We start from the raw sequence: 17965 nt of genomic DNA on the forward strand, positions 1-17965 counted from the left end.
GGGGCGTTGCGGACCACCGCCACGCCGGGCATAGAGTGTGCCTCATGGAGCAAGAATTCCCCGTGACCATCGCGCCCACCGACGTCCATGACCTGGACCCGGACAAGCTCGTCCTCCTCGACGTCCGGTGGAAGCTGGGCGATCCGCTGGGACGCGAGAAATACCTCATGGGACACCTCCCCGCCGCGGTGTTCGTGGACCTGGAGAACGATCTGGCGGCGCCCGCCGGCCCGCAGGAGGGCAGGCACCCGCTGCCGGGCCTGGAATCCTTCCAGGCGACCGCACGCCGATGGGGCGTCAACGACGGCGACACGGTGGTGGTGTACGACGACTCGGGCTCCATGGCGGCCGCCCGGGCCTGGTGGCTGCTGCGCGCCCACGGGCATGCGGACACCCGGATCCTGGACGGTGGGCTCAGGGCCTGGGTCCAGGAGGACTTCCCCGTCGAGAAGGACGAGGTGGTCCTCCCCGCGGGGAACGTGACGCTCCGACCCCTGGACCCGGAGGCTGCCATCGGCATCGACGAGGCCGCCGCCTGGCCCGCGGACGGGATCCTGCTGGATGCCCGTGCGGGGGAGCGGTTCCGCGGTGAGGTCGAACCGATCGACCCCCGCGCCGGTCACATCCCCGGCGCGGTCAGTGCCCCGACCACGGAGAATGTGGACGCGGACGGGGCGTTCCTGACGCCCGAGGCACTGCGGGCGCGCTTCGCGGGCCTCGGCGTCGAGCCCGGCAGCCGGGTGGCCGTGTATTGCGGCTCGGGCGTGACGGCGGCCCACCAGGTGGCGGCCCTGGCGCTCGCGGGGATCGACGCCACCTTGTACCCGGGTTCGTTCTCTCAGTGGTCCCAGGACGCGTCCCGTGAGGTGGCCACGGGCGAATGAACACCGCGCGCCGGGTGAACGGCCGGGGCGGCAGCGCTCGTCTGGTCAGCCGAGCGGCCCGGGCGGTAGCGTTTCGGGTATGACTCCCGGACGTCCCGTGCCCCCGCCGCTCGGCAAACCACTTCCCGATCTCGTCTCGCCGCTGGGCGACCCTTCCGAGGCCGAAGGCCGTCTCGTCGCGGCCCTCGGCGCCCGTTCGGCGGAGGGCGGTCTCGAACCGATGACCGTGGCCCGGCGGGCGCCCTCCGCGGATGATGTGGAGATCCTGATCGAGTTCTGCGGGCTGTGCCATTCGGACGTGCACTCCACGCGGGGCGAGTGGGGCCCCGGGAATTACCCGCTGGTCCCGGGACACGAGATCGTGGGCAGGGTGCTGCGCACGGGTTCCGCGGTGACGGACTTCGCCGTCGGCGACCGGGTGGGCGTCGGATGCATGGTGGATTCCTGCCGTGAGTGCGACGCCTGTGAGGAGGGACTGGAACAGTACTGTTCCCGCGGCCTGGTGGGCACTTACGGAGGGACCGACACCCGCCACGGGGGCGTGAAGACCCAGGGTGGCTATGCGCGGACCATCGTGGTGGACCGCAACTACGTCCTGCGCATCCCGGAGACCCTCGATCCCGCCGCGGCGGCGCCGCTGCTCTGTGCCGGCATCACGACCTACTCGCCCCTCCGGCACGCAGGCGTCGAGGAAGGCGACGACGTCGGCGTCGTGGGCCTGGGAGGGCTCGGCCACATGGCAGTGAAGCTGGCCAAGGCCATGGGCGCCTCGGTGACGGTCTTCACCACTTCGGAGTCCAAGAGGGAGGCGACCGCGGAACTCGGGGCGGACCGTGTGGTCAACTCGCGGGACGAGGAGCAGATGCGGGCCGCATCCTCCTCCGTGGACGTCATCATCGACACCGTCGCGGCGCCGCACGACCTCAACGCCCTGATCCGGACCCTGCGCCGCGACGGCGTCATCTATCAGCTCGGGCTGCCGTCGGGAGCCATGCCGCCCGTGGATCCGGGACTCCTGATCCGCAAGCGGGCCGCCTATGCGGGCTCGCTGATCGGCGGGATCGCGGAGACCCAGGAGATGCTGGATTTCTGTGCGGAGCATTCGCTGACCAGCGACATAGAAATGGTCGGCGCCGGCGAGGTCGACGCCGCCTTCGACCGCATGGTGGCCGGCGATGTGAAGTACCGTTTTGTCCTGGACACCAGCACACTCCAGCCCGCAGGGAAGGAAGCAGACGCGTGAGCACTCTCTTCACCAAGATCATCAACGGGGAGATCCCCGGACGATTCGTCTGGCGCGAGCCGGACGTGGTCGCGTTCCTCTCGATCGGCCCGTTGGCCCCGGGGCACACCCTGGTGGTGCCCGTGGAGGAAGTGGACCGCTGGACCGACGCGTCGCCCGAGATCCTCGCCAAGGCCATGATCGTGGCCCAGCGGATCGGCAAGGTCCAGGTGGACGTCTTCGGTTCGGAGCGGGCCGGGCTGCTGGTGGCGGGCTACGAGATCGACCACCTGCACGTGCACGTCTGGCCGTCGAACTCCATGAAGGACTATGACTTCGCCGCAGTGGACGACAACCCCGACCCGGCCGAGCTGGACTCCAACGCGGAGAAGATCCGTGAAGGCCTCCGAGCCGCCGGCTATGCGGAGTTCGTCCCGGAATCCTGACCCGTTAAACGCATCGACTGTCCCCACCGGCGAGGGCCCAGCGCGAGGCACGAACGCAGGGAGCCGGTGGGGACAGTCGATGACGGTCAGGCGTGTTACTTCCTGCGCGGGGTCATGGCGACCATGCCCGCGAACGTGAAGCCGCCGCCGAAACCGAAGAGCAGGGCCGGGACATCGGCCGGGATCTTACCGGCGTGCCACCACTTGCTGTACCCGAGGGGCACGCTCGCGGCGGAGGTGTTGCCGGATTCGGTCACATCCGTCACCACCACCTTGTCGGTCAGGCCGAGCACCTGGGCCATGGGCTCGATGATGCGCAGATTGGCCTGATGCGTCACGAGGACCTCGATGTCCTCCATCTGCAGCCCGGAGCGCTCAACGGCGGCACGGGCGTGCTTCTCGGCGTCCTTGAGCGCCCAGCGGAGCACCTCGCGGCCGTTCTGCCAGAACTTGTTGGTGGGCGGTGCGATCAGCACGGCGTCGGCGAGGTCGCCCTTGGAGCCCCACACCACGGGGCCGATCCGAGGCTCGTCCGTCGGGCCGATCACCATGGCGCCCGCGCCGTCGGCCGTGAGCACGGCGGTGCTCCGGTCCGTCCAGTCGGTGACCTTGGACAGCGTCTCGGCGCCCAGCACCAGGGCGTGGCTGGCGGAGCCGGCACGGATCGACTGGTCCGCCAGGCCGAGTGCGTACTCGAACCCGGAACAGGCCGTGTTGATGTCGATGATGCCCGGGCCGCGCTCGGCGCTGCCGAGACCCAGGGCCTGCGCCACGCGGCCCGCCGTGTTGGGGGAGCGCTCCGCGGCCGTGGTCGTGGCCACGATCACCAGATCGATCTGATCCGCGGGGATTCCGGAATCCTCCAGGGCCATCCGGGCCGCGGGAATCGCCAGATCCTTGACCGTCTCCTCCTCCCCGGCGATGTGCCGGGTGACGATGCCGGTCCGCTGACGGATCCACTCGTCGGAGGTCTCCATCATGCCCTCCAGCTCATGGTTGTCCATGACCCGTTCCGGCTGGGCATGGCCGAGGCCGAGGATTTCAGTGCCGGCGACCGGCACAGGGAAGCTGAGCTTCATATGGAGTCCTTTGGTTGCGGATGGGCGGACCACCCAAGCTTATTTGACCGGGCCGCATCCTCGCTTCCATGACATCCTGCGCGGTCGGTCAGGGAGCCAGGGCCTTGTTCAGGGCGACGCGGATCCGCTTTTCGCTCACGGAGTACTGCGTGCCCAGTTCGACGGCGAAGAAGCTGACCCGCAGCTCCTCCAGCATCCAGCGCACATGGGTCAGCTCGGGGCCGGGGCCTTCCCCGGAACGGAGCGCCGCCACGGCGTCGTCGTAGTCGTCCTCCAGGCGCTGGACCACGGCCATGCTGTTGGCGTCGCGCTGCACATTCGTCGGCAGTTTCTCCAGGCGGCGTTCGATGGCCGTCAGGTACCGCGACAGCTGCGCGAGCTGTTGGTAGCCCGTCTGTGCCACGAAACCTCGGTGCACCAGCTGCGCCAGATGACTCTTCTCGTCATTCAGCGCGCTGATCAGAGCCAGGCTGGTGCTCGCCTTGAGCTGCTTCTCGATCCGCCGGGCGCTGGCGAGGATGCGCTCCACCACCGCCGTCACCGTGAACACCGTGTCGATGAGATCGGCCCGCACCTGCTCGTAGAGTGCATCGAACGCCTTCGCGTCCCACGGGAGCTGCGCGGGCACGAGCTTGTCGATCGCAGCCTGGGCGCAGTCGGCGATCAGCTCGCTGACACTGCCGTGCGGATTCTGGCTGAAGGTCAGCTTCTCGGTGTTGCTCAGGTGCTCGAGCACGTAGCGGTCCGGGGCCGGGATCTTCAGGGCGAGCAGCCGGATGACACCGGCGCGCATCGCGGACTCCTGCCGTTCCGCGGTCTGGAACACCCGCAGGCCGACCGTGGATCCCTCGTCCGCGAGCGCGGGATAACCCGTCACCGTGTGGCCACCTAGCTGACGGCTCACGCTGCGCTGGATCACCCCACCGCTCGCGGCGGTCAGCGCGGCCCAGTCCGTGAGGCCGCTCAGCTCAGCGATACCGGAGGCGTGCAGTCCAGGCTGGGCGCCCGCCGTCGTCGGGCCGGCTTGAGTGTCCTTGCCCGCGGACGTCTTCGGCGAGGCCTTCCCCGGGCGGGCCGGGGAGGCGTTCACCGACTTCGGGGTCGCACCCAGGCTCTCGGCGATGGCACGGCGCGTGGCCGGGGCCAGCTCGTCCTGAAGGGCCGCCAGATCCTTGCTCTCGCCGAGCACCTTGCCCTTGGCGTCCACCACGCGGAAGCTCATGCGCAGATGGGGAGCCACGGCGTCCCAGGAGAAGCTGCCGTCCGGGACCACCTGGCCACGCAGCCGGCGCAGCGTCAGGGCCAGCGCCTGCTCGATCCGGTCCTCGGTGGGGGAGAAGTCCGCTTCCAGGGCCGCCACCGCCTGCCGCGCCACATCCGGGGCCGGGACGAAGTTCTTGCGGACGGCCTTCGGCATCGATTTGATCAGTGCCGTGACCAGTTCCACCCGCTGGCCGGGGATCTGCCAGCGGAACGGTTCCGGGTCCACCTGGTTGAGGAAGAGGGCCGGGATCTCCACGGTGGCACCGTCGGACGGATCCGGGGTGGCGCCGGGTGCGACTGGATGGAACTCGTAACTCAGCGGGAACTCGAAGCCCTGCTGGTGCCAGGCCCGGGGGAAGGCTGCCTCGTCCAGATCGTCGGCCTCCTCGCTCATCACGAGGGCACGGTCGAAGTCCAGCAGGGTGGGATCATCCTGCCGGGCCTGCTTCCACCAGGCGTCGAAATGCCGTTCCGAGACCACCTCGCGGCCGATCCGCTGGTCGTAGAACTCGAACAGCGTCTCGTCATCCACCCGGATGTCGCGACGGCGCATCCGGGTCTCCAGCTCCTCCACCTCACGGAGGAGGGCCCGGTTGCGCTGGAAGAACTTGTGATGGGTGCGCCATTCGCCGTCCACCAGGGCGTGCCGGATGAACAGCTCGCGGCACAGTTCCGGGTCCACGGAGGCGTAGTTGATCCGGCGCTTGGGGATGATGGGCACGCCGTACAGCGTGACCTTCTCGTATGCCATGACGGAGCCGGATTTCGATGACCAGTGCGGTTCGCTGAAGGTCCGCTTCACCAGCTGAGGGGCCACCTGCTCGGCCCATTCCGGGGCGAAGGCGGCGGCCACGCGTGCCCAGAGGCGGCTGGTCTCGACGAGTTCAGCGGCCATCACGAAAGCCGGTGACTTCTTGAACAGCGCCGAGCCCGGGAAGATGGCGAACCGCGTGCCACGCGCGCCCGCATACTCGCGCTTGCGCTCATCGTAGAGGCCGATCTGGCTCAGCAGACCGGACAGCAGCGACTGGTGGATCGCATCATGAAGACCCACCGGGTCGGTGTCCCGGCTGTTGTCCACCGTGATCCCGAGCGGCTTGGCGAGCTGGCGGAGCTGCGCATAGAGTTCCTGCCACTCCCGGACCCGCAGATAGTTGATGAACTCGGTGCGGCAGAGCCGGCGGAACTGGCTCGACGAGAGTTCCCGCTGCTTCTCCTGCAGGTGGTTCCACAGGTTCAGGTACCCGGTGAAGTCGCTCTTCTCATCCTTGAAACGGGCGTGCTTCTCCGCGGCCTGCTGCTGCTTGTCCGTGGGGCGTTCGCGCGGGTCCTGGATGGTCAGCGCGGCGGCCAGCACCATGACCTCGCGGGCGCAGCCCCGGCGCGCGGCCTCCACGATCATGCGGCCCAGCCGCGGATCCACGGGAAGCTGGGCGAGCTGATGCCCGACGGCGGTCAGGCCGGAGGGCTTGCGGCCGCCGGCCCCTTGCCCGCGGCCACGTCCCCGGCCGCGCTGGCCACGGCCGCCCTGGCCGGCGGCGGTCGGCTCCGTGGACGCGGAGGGGGAGGGGGAGGGGGCGCCGTCGTCGTCCGACGAGGCGCCGGCTGCGGGAAGAGCCCCCAGTTCGCGCAGGAGGGTGACGCCGTCGTTGACCGCGCGGGTGTCGGGCGACTCGACGAAGGGGAAGCCCTCCACGTCCTTCGGCGTCTTGGCCACGCCGATGGCGATCATCTGGAGGATCACGGCCGCCAGATTGGTGCGCAGAATCTCCGGGTCGGTGAACTCGGGGCGGCCCAGGAAGTCGTCCTCCGAGTAGAGCCGGATGGCGATGCCGTCGCTGACACGGCCACAGCGGCCCGACCGCTGATTCGCGGAGGCCTGGGAGACGCGTTCGATGGGCAGCCTCTGCACCTTGGTGCGGTGTGAATACCGGGAGATGCGGGCGGTGCCGGTGTCGATGACGTACTTGATGCCCGGCACGGTCAGCGACGTCTCGGCGACGTTCGTGGCCAGGACGATGCGGCGGCGCGGACCGGGATTGAAGACCTTGTGCTGCTCGGCCAGGCTCAGCCGCGCGAACAGCGGCAGGATCTCCGCGTCCGCCAGGCGGGGATTGCGCGGCAGGCGGCCCTGCAGCGCCTCCGCGGCCTCCCGGATCTCCCGCTCACCGGAGAAGAACACCAGGATGTCGCCCGGGGCTTCCCGCGAGAGTTCGTCCACGGCGTCGCAGACCGCGTCCACGGGGTCCCGGTCCTCTTCGAGTTCGTCGTCCAGCTCCTCGTCGCTGCCCGGTTCGGACAGCGGCCGGTAGCGGATCTCCACGGGGTAGGTGCGGCCGGAGACCTCGACGATGGGAGCTGGGGTGTCCTCGCCGCCGAAGTGCCGCGCGAAACGCTCCGGATCGATCGTGGCCGAGGTGATGATGACCTTCAGATCCGGGCGCTGGGGGAGCAGGCGCTTGAGGTACCCGAGGATGAAGTCGATGTTGAGGCTGCGCTCATGGGCCTCGTCCACGATGATCACGCTGTACTTGCGCAGCAGACGGTCCCGCTGGATCTCGGCCAGCAGGATGCCGTCGGTCATGAGCTTGACCTGAGTCTGGGGCCCCACCTCGCCTGTGAAGCGGACCTGGTATCCGACCTCCTGGCCGAGTTCCACGCCGAGTTCCTCCGCGATGCGCTCCGCGACCGTGCGGGCGGCGAGGCGCCGCGGCTGGGTGTGCCCGATCAGGCCCTTCTCGCCGAGCCCGAGCTCCAGGCACATCTTGGGCAGCTGCGTGGTCTTGCCGGAGCCGGTCTCGCCGGCCACGATGACCACCTGGTTCTCCGCGATGGCGGCCATGATGTCCTCACGGCGTTCGGAGACGGGGAGCGCGGCGGGGTATGTGATGTTCAGAGGCATGACCTGATCAGTCTAGTTGGGCGTGTGAAGTGCGGCGCCGGAGGCGTCCCCGTCGAGGGGGCCGGAGTGACCGAGGTGCTCTGCTTGCTTTCCCCGCGCGCTGTTGCCCGGTGACGCCGGTGTTGGGGCGCGGGGCCCCTTGACGCAAGCTGCCGCACCTCGGTCACTCCGGCTGCGCCTCGCGTCGCATCATCCACCTCTGCACTCGGCGCTCGCGGACTGCTCGGTCGCGCCGGTCCGGGGAAGGGTGGAGATGACGAGAGCCCCGGTTCCGTGGAACCGGGGCTCTCGCTGTATCTGGTGCCCTCGATAGGATTCGAACCTACGGCCTTCTGCTCCGGAGGCAGACGCTCTATCCCCTGAGCTACGAGGGCGGGCCAGGGATCCCGGGGTGGCCCCGGAACGTCCTCGAGCTTAGCAGGAATCCACCTCCGGATGCGAAATCGGCACGGTCCGTGAGCGGGGCGCGGATGTTCCCGGAGGTCTCTGAAGCCCTGGCGGCGACCGGCGAGTCAGTGGCCTGAGCATCAGTAGCCGAGGAAGGAATCGCTCCTGACCCGGCGGACGCCCGCCGAGCGCAGAGCCCTCCTGAGCGTCGCGACGAATTCCGGTGCCCCGGAGACCATCGCGTGACGCCCCGCCGCGTCGGGCACCAGTTCGGCGATCCGGGCGGCGGTGAAGCGCTCACTGCCCACATGCTCGACGCCGTCGGGCAATTGAACGTCTTCGGGAAGGGGATCGGACGTGCGGAGGAGGACACGCGCGCCGGAGCGGGCCAGCTCACTCAGGTAGGCGGCGTCGTCGAGATCCCGGACCGAATAGAGGACCACCGTGTCCGGGACCGCCCCGGCGGCCGCCCCGTCCAGCATCCCCACGAACGGCGTGATGCCGATGCCGCCGGCCACCAGGAGCGCCGGCCGGCTGGCTGGTCCGAGCAGGAATTCGCCGCCGGTGCGGCTCAGACGCAACTCGTGGCCGGTCTCCATCTCGTACAGGGCCTTCTTGGCGGGGGACGGCCGGCTGGGCATGCGCGTGGCGATGCGGAGGACGCCGTCGCCGGCAGCGACCGGGCTGAACACCCGCCGGGAGGAGCCGATGCCCGGCACCGGCACGGTGAGTTCCACGTACTGGCCTGCGGCGAGACGGGAGTCGCCCGTGGCCCGGAAGGTGAATTCGGTGATGTCCCGGCCCACCGGACGGTGATCGAGGAACGTGACCAGGCTCGAGCCCTTGGGGCGCAGAGCGAAGGCGAGAAGGTTACCCACCAGGAGCACGGCCTCGGGAGCGTTCGACAGGATCACGGCGCCGAGCTGGAGGGAGAACGGCAGGCTGAACAGCAGACCCACCAAGGCGCCCACCAACACGCGCTGCCACCTCCGCGGAGGAAGTGTCAGGGGTTCGCTGAGCATGAAGCAGGCGAAGAACACGGTCGCCTGACTGGCGAACCAGAGGGCGGGAACCTCGGCAACGGACAGGCCGCGGCCCAGTGCGACCCCCACGGCCGTAAGCAAGGAGACGGCCAGGAAACTCAGCGCCACGGGGAACTGCCCGGCCCGGTAGAGGACCAGCAGGCCCAGGGGCACCACGGCCCAGAGGAGCAGGGGGGAGCCGACCCACCAGGTCGCCGCGTTGAGGCCGGTCAGCGACACCACGAACGCGCCGAGAGCGGCCGGATTGAAGAGGTGGCGACCGCGCCAGGCCAGAGCGTACTTCGACGCCGAGGCCAGCACGGCGGCCAGGGCCACGCCCAGCCCTTCACGGAAGGTGGCTGCGGGCCAGAACAGGAAGTACAGCAGACCGGCGGTCACCAGGGATGAATCCCAGTATGGACGCATTCTGAACAGCAGGGCGCAGGCCCCGTTGGACAGTGCGGTCGCCGCTAGACAGAGCACCAGGTGCGCCAAGAGTGCGGGGACGCCGAACTCGGTCCAGCCGAGGGCGTCGAGGACGATGCTGTACGCCACCAGGACGCCGAGGGCCAGAGCCACCACACGAGTCATCGAGAGTCGGCCCAGGGACCGGGTCACGCGCTGCGTGAGATTCAGGAGTGCGGACATCAGAACAGGCCTTCCAGGAAGTACTCGGAACCTTCGGCATGCCCATCGCTGTGCACGCTCAGCCACTCCACGCCGTAACGTGCCGCCAGATCGGCTCCGGGGACGAAGAACAGCGCCGTGGCGAGCCCGTCGGCCAGCATGGCGTCGGGTGCCACCACCCAGCTTGCCACCACTCGCCGCACGGGTTCACCCGTCAGACCGTCCACCACGTGGTGAAGGCCGCGTCCCCAGGCGCGGCGGCTCACCCCGGAAGCGGCGAGCGCCTGATCTTCGACCTCGACGACGCCGATCGCCCGGCTGCTGTCGAACGGGCTTTCCAGCCCGATCCGCGCGGCCGTGGGACCGTGATGCCGCAGGTCACCGCCCGCGTCCACCAAGAACTCCCGAACCCCCGCGTCCCGGAGGATCCCGCAGACCAGGTCCACCAGGAGCCCTTTCCCCGCCGCACCGATGTCCAGGAGGACGGGTGCGCTCGCCGTCACGGTGCGGTCCTCCCACAGCGCGTCCCTGCCCCAGGCCGGTGCCGGTATCGCGGGACCGTGCGGGGTGAGGGAGTACGACGCGTCATAGCCCAGCCGGACGAGCGATTCGCCCACGAATGGCGTGACCGATCCTCCACTCAGATCGTGGAGTTCCCGGTACAGGCGGCCGAGGGGCGCTGCTTCGGCAGGGAGCACGAGGGTGCGCTCGGTGCCGGCGCCGTCAGGTGCCCCGGAATTCTTCGCCTCAGCCCACCCGGACGCCCAGCGTGAGACCTCGGAGTCGGAGCGGAAACGCGACCACACGCCGTCGAACTCGTCGATCCGCCGCCGGATCTCCTCCGCGACCTGATCGGTGAGCCCGCCGGCCTGGATCCACCAGCGGGTCCCGATGGCATCGAATTCCAGGGGGTCATTCATGCCGCGGCTCAGCTCGCCTGCTTCTTGATGGCCTCCACCGCGTCCTTGAAACCGCCGCTGGTCAGGCTCGATCCGGCCACGCGGGAGACGTCGAGCTCGTCGATGCTCTTGCCCACCACGAGGTCCTTGATGCCGCCGGCGAACCGGTTCTGGAACAGCTGGGTGTTCGCACTGGTGGGATGCGTGGCGATCTTGACGTCGCTGATCTTCCCGGAAGCGAGCGTGAGGGTGACCCCCACCGTCTCCTCGCCGTTCGGGGAGGTGTAATGTCCGTCCGCGCTGTAGGTGCCGTCCTTGTAGTGACCGGGCGTGGCGGGGGCCGCCGCGGCGCCAGGGGTGCTGGAACCTCCGGCCGGTGACGACACCTCGGCCGTGGGGGAGCCTTGTTTCGCCGGTGCGCAGGCCGTGGCTCCGGCCATGACGGCGAGCCCCGCGGCGGTGCCGGCCAGGATTTTCGCAGTGGGGGTGGAGATGGTCATCGATGCTCCTGGTGGGGGACGAAGGGATGAAGGACCCGAGGGGCTGGCTCCACCGTAGAACGGGATGCTGGGCGAATGTCCAGAGTTTGCTGAGAATGGGTGGACTCTGTGGATCACGCTGTCCACATACCGGATTCATGCTTTTCCGCCGGGAAGGCCCCTCCCCGTAGGATTGAGGGGTGACTCCCGAACAACTCTCCGCAGCAATCACCGCATGCCTGAAGGACGCCGTCGCTGACGGCTCGATCAACCTCCCCGCCGAGGCGCTGGAGGCCGAGGTCCGCGTGGAGCGACCCAAGAACCGTGAGCACGGTGACTGGGCGACCAATGCCGCGATGCAGTTCGGAAAGCGCGCAGGCCTGACGCCTCGTGAGTTCGCCACCATCCTGGCCGGGAAGCTGGAAAGCGTGGAAGGCGTCGCGTCCGTGGACATCGCAGGCCCGGGCTTCATCAACATCACCCTGGACGCCGGAGCCGCCGGCGAGCTCGCGCGCACCATCGTCGAGGCAGGTGCCACGTACGGCAACAATGACGCGCTCGCCGGCCACACCGTCAACATGGAGTTCGTCTCCGCCAACCCCACCGGCCCGCTGCACATCGGCCACACCCGTTGGGCGGCGCTGGGTGACTCGATCGCCCGCGTGCTGCGTGCCGCCGGTGCGTCTGTCACCGCCGAGTACTACATCAACGACGCCGGCAGCCAGATGAACGTGTTCGCCAACTCCGTGCTGTCCCGCCTGCGTGGCCGGGACGTCCCCGAGGGCGGCTACCCGGGTCAGTACATCGTGGACCTCGGGCAGGAGGTGCTCCGCGAGCACCCCGCCATCCGCGAGCTGACGGACGAGGCCGCGCTCCCCATCGTCCGTGAGGCCGCTTACCAGGCTCAGCTTGAGGACATCAAGCAGACGCTGGCCGATTTCGATGTGCACTTCGACGTGTACTTCTCGGAGCGCACCCTGCACGAGTCCGGTGCCCTGGAGGCCTCCGTGGACCGCCTGCGCGAGCAGGGCCACGTCTTCGACCAGGACGGCGCCGTGTGGCTGCGCACCACGGACTTCACGGATGACAAGGACCGTGTCCTCATCCGTGCCAACGGCGAGCCCACCTACTTCGCAGCGGATGCCGCGTATTACCTGACCAAGAGGGACCGCGGCTTCGAGGAGAAGATCTACCTCCTCGGCGCAGACCACCACGGTTACGTGAACCGCCTCAAGGCCATCGCGGCCTGCGCGGGGGATGACCCGGAGAAGAACATCGAGGTGCTCATCGGGCAGCTGGTGTCCGTCAACGGCGCCAAGCTGTCCAAGCGCGCGGGCAACATCATCGAACTCAAGGACCTCATCAGCTGGCTCGGCAAGGACGCCGTCAGGTACTCCCTGGCCCGCTTCCCCGCGGATTCGCCCATCACGCTGGAACCCGAGGTCCTCAAGAAGAACAGCAACGAGAACCCGGTGTTCTACGTGCAGTATGCGCACGCCCGCTCCCGCGGAACCGCGCGCAACGCGGCAGCGGCCGGCGTGGACCGCAGCGAGTTCGACGCTTCGCTGCTGACCGACCCCACCGAGAACGAACTGCTGTCCCAGCTGGGCAGCTTCCCGTCGATCGTGGCGAAGGCCGCCGAGCTGCGCGAGCCGCACCGGATCGCACGTCACCTCGAGGTCATCGCCGGGGCATACCACCGCTGGTACGACGCCTGCCGTGTCACACCGCTGGGTGACGAGGACGTGACCACGCTCAACAGGACCCGCCTGTGGCTCAACGACGCCACGAGCCAGGTCCTGGCCAACGGCCTGGCGCTGCTCGGCGTCTCGGCTCCGGAGCGCATGTAGTGAGCGGGGCGGACGTGACGGCGGCGAGCCCGCTGGCCCCGGAATGGCTTCAGGCCCCCGCGGACCTCAACGCCCTGCACGCCCCCAGCTGGGCACACGACGTCGCGCGGTCCGCCTCGGGCGAACTCACCGTGGACGGTGTTTCGGTCAGCTCTCTCAAGGAGCAGTTCGGCACACCGCTCTTCGTCCTGAGTGAGGCGGACTTCCGCACGCGGGCACGCGCATTCCGTGATGCTTTCAACGCGGCGTTCGCTTCGCTCTGCGGTGGCGTGGACGTCTACTACGCGGGCAAGGCCTTTCTGAGCGTCGAGGTGGCCCGGTGGGTCCGCCAAGAAGGGCTGCGCCTGGACACTTGTTCCGGTGGCGAGCTGGCGGTCGCCCAGCGTGCGGGATTCCCGGCCGAGCTGCTCGGACTGCACGGCAACAACAAGTCGTCGGCCGAGATCAACCGAGCCCTGGACATGGGCGTCGGCCGCATCGTGGTGGACAGCATCGACGAGCTGGAACGCGTCGCCGGGATCGTCCAGGGACGCCGGGCCGAGGGCCGGGCGGAGACCGCGAAGGTCATGCTCCGCCTCACCCCGGGAGTGCATGCGCACACCCACGAATTCATCGCCACGGCACATGAGGACCAGAAGTTCGGTCTGTCCATGGCGCCGGGGACCGCGGAGGACGCGGAGCTCCGCGGCATCGACCCGGCGCTGTCCGCCGCCGAACAGGCCGTGGACGCGGCCGTCGCGCTCGAGGGCATCGAACTCCTCGGTCTGCACTGCCATATCGGATCGCAGATCTTCGAGGCTGATGGCTTCGCCGTCGCCGCCCGAAAGTTGTTGGCCTTCCACGACGCGATGCAGCGCAAGCACGGCATCGTGCTGCCGGAGATGGACCTCGGGGGCGGGCACGGCATCGCCTACACCCCGGTGGACACCCCGCGACCCGTGGCCGACATCGCCCAGGCCCTGGCCGCCGTCGTGCGTGATGCCTGCCAGGAGCTGGGCATCGACTGCCCGCGCATCTCGATCGAGCCCGGCCGCGCGATCGTGGGCAGCACCACCTTCACGCTGTACGAAGTCGGCACCCGCAAGACCGTCCAGGTCGAGGCCCCCGAGGGCGGGGATCAGACCCACCCGCGCCGGTATGTGTCCGTGGATGGCGGCATGAGCGACAACCCCCGCCCGGTCCTCTACGACGCCGATTACTCGGCCGCGCTGGCGAACCGCGCCTCGGACGCCCCCGCGCAGTTGTCCCGAGTGGTGGGCAAACATTGCGAGAGCGGCGACATTGTTGTTAAAGATGTTTACCTGCCCTCGGATGTCAGGGCCGGTGATCTCCTGGCGGTGCCGGGGACCGGCGCCTACTGCTGGGCACTCGCGAGCAACTACAACTACCTGGCCCGTCCGGGAGTGGTCGCGGTCTCCGATGGGACCGCCCGGTGGATCATTCGTGGGGAAACCGAGGAAGACCTCTTGAACCGAGACATGGGAGCCGGAGAGCTGTGAACACCGATGTGAATGAGACGAAGACCCTCAAGGTCGCGCTTCTGGGCTGCGGCAATGTGGGGTCTCAGGTGGCACGCATCCTCCTCGAGGACGCGGAGACCCTGGCGGCCCGCACGGGCGCACGCCTGGAACTCGTGGGCATCGGTGTCCGGAACATCGACTCGCCCCGTGATGTCGAGCTTCCCCGCGAACTCTTCACCACCGACGCCGAGTCCCTCGTTGCCGGCGCCGATCTGGTCATCGAACTCATGGGCGGCATCGAGCCGGCCCGGAGCCTCATCCTGTCCGCGGTCCGCCATGGCGCCTGCGTGGTGACGGGCAACAAGGCCCTGCTGGCCCAGGACGGTCCCACCCTCTATGAGGAGGCGGACAAGGCTGGCGTCCAGCTCTCCTACGAAGCCGCGGTGGCCGGCGCCATCCCGATCCTGCGTCCCATCCGCGACAGCCTCTCGGGGGACCGCATCACCCGGGTGCTCGGCATCGTCAACGGCACCACCAACTTCATCCTGGATCAGATGGATTCCACGGGCGCGCAGTTCGAGGACGCCCTGGCTGAGGCTCAGCGCCTGGGGTACGCGGAAGCCGACCCCACCGCCGATGTGGAGGGTCACGACGCCGCTGCGAAGGCCGCCATCCTGGCCGCGCTGTCCTTCCACACCCGCTTCTCCCTGGATGACGTGCACTGTGAGGGCATCACGAAGGTCAGTGCCGCGGACATCACCGCGGCCAAGGATGCCGGCTTCGTCATCAAGCTGCTCGCCATCGCGGAGAAGCTGACGGACGAAGAGGGCGGCGAGGGCGTCAGCGTCCGCGTCCACCCGACGCTCCTGCCGCGCGAGCACCCGCTGGCCGCTGTCCGCGGCGCCTTCAACGCGGTGTTCGTCGAAGCCGAGAACGCCGGCGAACTCATGTTCTACGGTCAGGGCGCCGGCGGTACCCCCACGGCGTCGGCCGTCCTCGGTGATCTGGTCTCCGCGGCGCGACGGATCGTTCTCGGCGGGCCCGGCCGGACCGAGACCACCACGGGACACGTTCCCGCGCTGCCCATCGCTGCCAGCCGCACCAGCTATCACGTCGGCCTGCGGGTCGCGGATCAGCCGGGTGTGCTCGCACGCATCGCTCAGGTTTTCAGCGACAACGGAGTGTCGATCGAGCTGTTCCGGCAGAGCATCAGCAGCGCTGATCAATCCGCGGAACTGCGCATCGTCACGCACCGCGCCAGCGAGGCCGACCTCGCGGCGACCGTCGCATCCATTTCTCAACTGGACGTCGTGCAGGACGTGACGTCCGTCCTCCGTGTGGAAGGTGTCTAAGTGGCTCATCAGTGGCGCGGCGTGATCCGCGAATACGCCGAACGTCTGCCTGTCGACGAGAGCACCCGGGTGATCACCCTGGGTGAGGGCGGGACCCCTCTGGTGCACGCCCAGAAGCTCTCCGAGCTCACCGGTAACACCGTCTACCTCAAGGTCGAGGGCATGAACCCCACCGGTTCGTTCAAGGACCGTGGCATGACCATGGCCATGACGGCCGCCGTTCAGGCGGGCGCGCAGGCCGTGGTCTGTGCCTCCACCGGCAACACCTCCGCCTCCGCCGCGGCGTACGCCACCTCGGCCGGTCTGCGCTGCGCCGTCCTGGTGCCCGAAGGCAAGATCGCCATGGGCAAGCTGTCCCAGGCCATCGCTCACGGTGCCACCCTGCTGCAGGTGGACGGCAACTTCGACGACTGCCTGGAGATCGCCCGCAAGCTGAACGAGGCATACCCGATCTTCCTGGTGAACTCGGTCAACCCGGCACGCATCGAAGGCCAGAAGACCGGCGCCTTCGAAGTGGTCGACGCGCTCGGTGACGCACCGGACATCCATGTCCTTCCCGTCGGCAACGCCGGCAACATCAGCGCTTACTGGAAGGGGTACAAGGAGTACGCGGCCCCGTACCAGTCCGCCACCGCCGGTGAACTCCCGGCCGTCGCGACGCGGACCCCCGTCATGTGGGGTTTCCAGGCCGCCGGCGCCGCGCCGTTCGTCGCCGGACACCCGATCACGCACCCCGAGACGATCGCCACCGCGATCCGGATCGGCAACCCCGCCTCCTGGGACACCGCCGTCGCCGCGCGTGACGAGTCGGGTGGCCTGATCGAGGCCGTCACGGATGACGAGATCCTGGCCGCACACCGCTGGCTGTCCAGCAAGGAAGGCGTCTTCGTGGAGCCCGGCTCCGCCGCGGGCGTCGCCGGTCTGCTCAAGAAGCACGCCGCGGGCGAAGTCCCCACCGGCAAGACCATCGTCATCACGGTGACCGGTCATGGCCTCAAGGACCCCCAGTGGGCCCTGCGCACCGAGGACGGCGGCGACGTCTCCCCGGTCAAGGTGCAGAACGACGTGGTCTCCGTGGCCGCAGCGCTCGGCTTCGAGGGCTAGGTCTTGGCTGAACTTCACGACGGCGGTGCGGCGCCACTCGTCGCACTGCCGTCCGGTCTTTCCGTCACCGTCCGGGTCCCGGCCACCAGCGCGAACCTCGGCCCGGGCTACGACAGCCTTGGCCTGGCCGTCCAGCTCTTCGACACGGTGACGGTGGAGACACTGGACTCGGGGGCCCTCGACTTCACGCTGAGCGGCGAAGGCACCGAGTCCGTGCCGCGGGACGGCAGTCACCTGGTGATCCGTTCCCTGGAATCGGCGCTGGCCCAGCTGGGTTTCCGCCATCAGGGCCTGCACCTGAGGGCCGAGAACGTCATCCCGCACGGCCGCGGTCTCGGCAGCTCTGCCGCGGCGGTGGTCGCGGCCGCTCTCGCAGCCAATGGCCTGGTGCCGGAGGGCGCCCGCCGTGGGCTGGACTGGGTCTTGCAGTTCACGAGTGAGCTGGAAGGCCATCCGGACAATGTGGCACCCGCGATCTTCGGAGCGCTGGCGCTCTCCTGGCAGGAGGGCGACGCCTTCCACAGCGCTCGTGCCGAGGTCCACGCCGACGTCGTCCCTGTGGTCGCGATCCCGGACTTCGAACTGTCCACCGAACTTGCCCGGACGCTGTTGCCCGCCCAGGTAGAGCACCACGCGGCGGCCATGAATTCCGGACGGGCGGCGCTGCTGGTGGCCGCGCTGACCTCGCAGCCGGATCTGCTCGTGCCGGCGACGCGGGACTACCTCCACCAGGACTACCGGGCCACGGCGATGCAGCCGAGCGCCGATCTGATCGCCGCTCTGCGCGAACGCGGTCACGCCGCCGTCGTCTCGGGAGCGGGCCCAACTGTCATGACCCTCACCCGTTCGGTGGAGGAAGCCGCCGAGGTGGAGGATTTCATCCGGCAGCGGGAGTCCGGCGCGGTGTCGTGGCGTGTGCTGCGACCGGCGGTGGACCGCGAAGGTGCTAAAGTGGAAGTGCATCCGCGGTAAATCCGCAGTGGATGCCA

General features: G+C 68.9%; 13 protein-coding genes and 1 tRNA gene. 8 read left to right on the forward strand and 6 right to left on the reverse strand.

Annotation, left to right across the window (positions count from 1 at the left end; all coding sequences use genetic code 11):
* Positions 1-44 precede the first annotated feature (44 nt).
* The 3 genes from AB4Y75_RS03870 to AB4Y75_RS03880 all read left to right on the forward strand — a co-directional run bounded on the left by AB4Y75_RS03870 (position 45) and on the right by AB4Y75_RS03880 (position 2552).
* Positions 45-884 carry a sulfurtransferase gene (locus AB4Y75_RS03870; RefSeq protein WP_441434558.1) on the forward strand — a complete coding sequence of 280 codons (840 nt, stop codon included), beginning with the start codon at positions 45-47 and terminating at the stop codon, positions 882-884.
* Positions 885-963: 79 nt separating this feature from the next.
* A complete protein-coding gene (locus AB4Y75_RS03875; protein WP_441434559.1) occupies positions 964-2127 on the forward strand; it encodes an NAD(P)-dependent alcohol dehydrogenase in 1164 nt (387 codons plus the stop codon).
* Positions 2124-2552, forward strand: a complete 429-nt coding sequence (locus AB4Y75_RS03880; protein ID WP_441434560.1) for an HIT family protein — start codon at positions 2124-2126, stop codon at positions 2550-2552. The genes AB4Y75_RS03875 and AB4Y75_RS03880 overlap by 4 nt, the downstream gene beginning before the upstream one ends.
* A gap of 95 nt (positions 2553-2647) precedes the next feature.
* On the opposite strand, the gene AB4Y75_RS03885 is transcribed toward AB4Y75_RS03880, so the two are convergent.
* The 6 genes from AB4Y75_RS03885 to AB4Y75_RS03910 all read right to left on the reverse strand — a co-directional run bounded on the left by AB4Y75_RS03885 (position 2648) and on the right by AB4Y75_RS03910 (position 11231).
* Positions 2648-3631, reverse strand: coding sequence for a beta-ketoacyl-ACP synthase III (locus AB4Y75_RS03885; protein WP_441434561.1), 984 nt, complete (start codon positions 3629-3631; stop codon positions 2648-2650).
* 88 nt (positions 3632-3719) lie between these two features.
* Complete coding sequence (gene hrpA, locus AB4Y75_RS03890) at positions 3720-7796, reverse strand: ATP-dependent RNA helicase HrpA (RefSeq protein ID WP_441434562.1); 4077 nt, start codon at positions 7794-7796, stop codon at positions 3720-3722.
* 298 nt (positions 7797-8094) lie between these two features.
* Positions 8095-8170 (reverse strand) — tRNA-Arg (locus tag AB4Y75_RS03895).
* Between the two features lie 153 nt (positions 8171-8323).
* Complete coding sequence (locus tag AB4Y75_RS03900) at positions 8324-9853, reverse strand: FAD-dependent oxidoreductase (RefSeq protein ID WP_441434563.1); 1530 nt, start codon at positions 9851-9853, stop codon at positions 8324-8326.
* Positions 9853-10752, reverse strand: coding sequence for an FAD:protein FMN transferase (locus AB4Y75_RS03905; protein ID WP_441434564.1), 900 nt, complete (start codon positions 10750-10752; stop codon positions 9853-9855). The genes AB4Y75_RS03900 and AB4Y75_RS03905 overlap by 1 nt, the downstream gene beginning before the upstream one ends.
* Before the next feature lie 8 nt (positions 10753-10760).
* Positions 10761-11231, reverse strand: coding sequence for an FMN-binding protein (locus AB4Y75_RS03910; protein ID WP_441434565.1), 471 nt, complete (start codon positions 11229-11231; stop codon positions 10761-10763).
* A 179-nt stretch (positions 11232-11410) separates the two neighbouring features.
* On the opposite strand from AB4Y75_RS03910, the gene argS reads away from it, so the two are divergent.
* Genes argS through thrB form a run of 5 tightly spaced genes read left to right on the forward strand, consistent with a single transcriptional unit; the run spans position 11411 to position 17948 of the window.
* Positions 11411-13060 carry an arginine--tRNA ligase gene (argS, locus tag AB4Y75_RS03915; RefSeq protein WP_441434566.1) on the forward strand — a complete coding sequence of 550 codons (1650 nt, stop codon included), beginning with the start codon at positions 11411-11413 and terminating at the stop codon, positions 13058-13060.
* Positions 13060-14559 carry a diaminopimelate decarboxylase gene (gene lysA / locus AB4Y75_RS03920; protein ID WP_441434567.1) on the forward strand — a complete coding sequence of 500 codons (1500 nt, stop codon included), beginning with the start codon at positions 13060-13062 and terminating at the stop codon, positions 14557-14559. The genes argS and lysA overlap by 1 nt, the downstream gene beginning before the upstream one ends.
* An 8-nt stretch (positions 14560-14567) precedes the next feature.
* On the forward strand, positions 14568-15872 hold the full coding sequence (locus AB4Y75_RS03925; protein WP_441435256.1) for a homoserine dehydrogenase: 1305 nt from the start codon (positions 14568-14570) through the stop codon (positions 15870-15872).
* The gene (gene thrC, locus AB4Y75_RS03930; protein WP_441434568.1) at positions 15873-16976 is read left to right on the forward strand and encodes a threonine synthase; all 1104 of its coding nucleotides are present in this window, start codon (positions 15873-15875) and stop codon (positions 16974-16976) included.
* Positions 16977-16979: 3 nt separating this feature from the next.
* Positions 16980-17948, forward strand: a complete 969-nt coding sequence (gene thrB / locus AB4Y75_RS03935; protein WP_441434569.1) for a homoserine kinase — start codon at positions 16980-16982, stop codon at positions 17946-17948.
* Positions 17949-17965 lie beyond the last annotated feature (17 nt).

Origin of the sequence: Arthrobacter sp. RAF14, from assembly GCF_052114185.1 — a bacterium.
GTDB lineage: Bacteria > Actinomycetota > Actinomycetes > Actinomycetales > Micrococcaceae > Arthrobacter_E.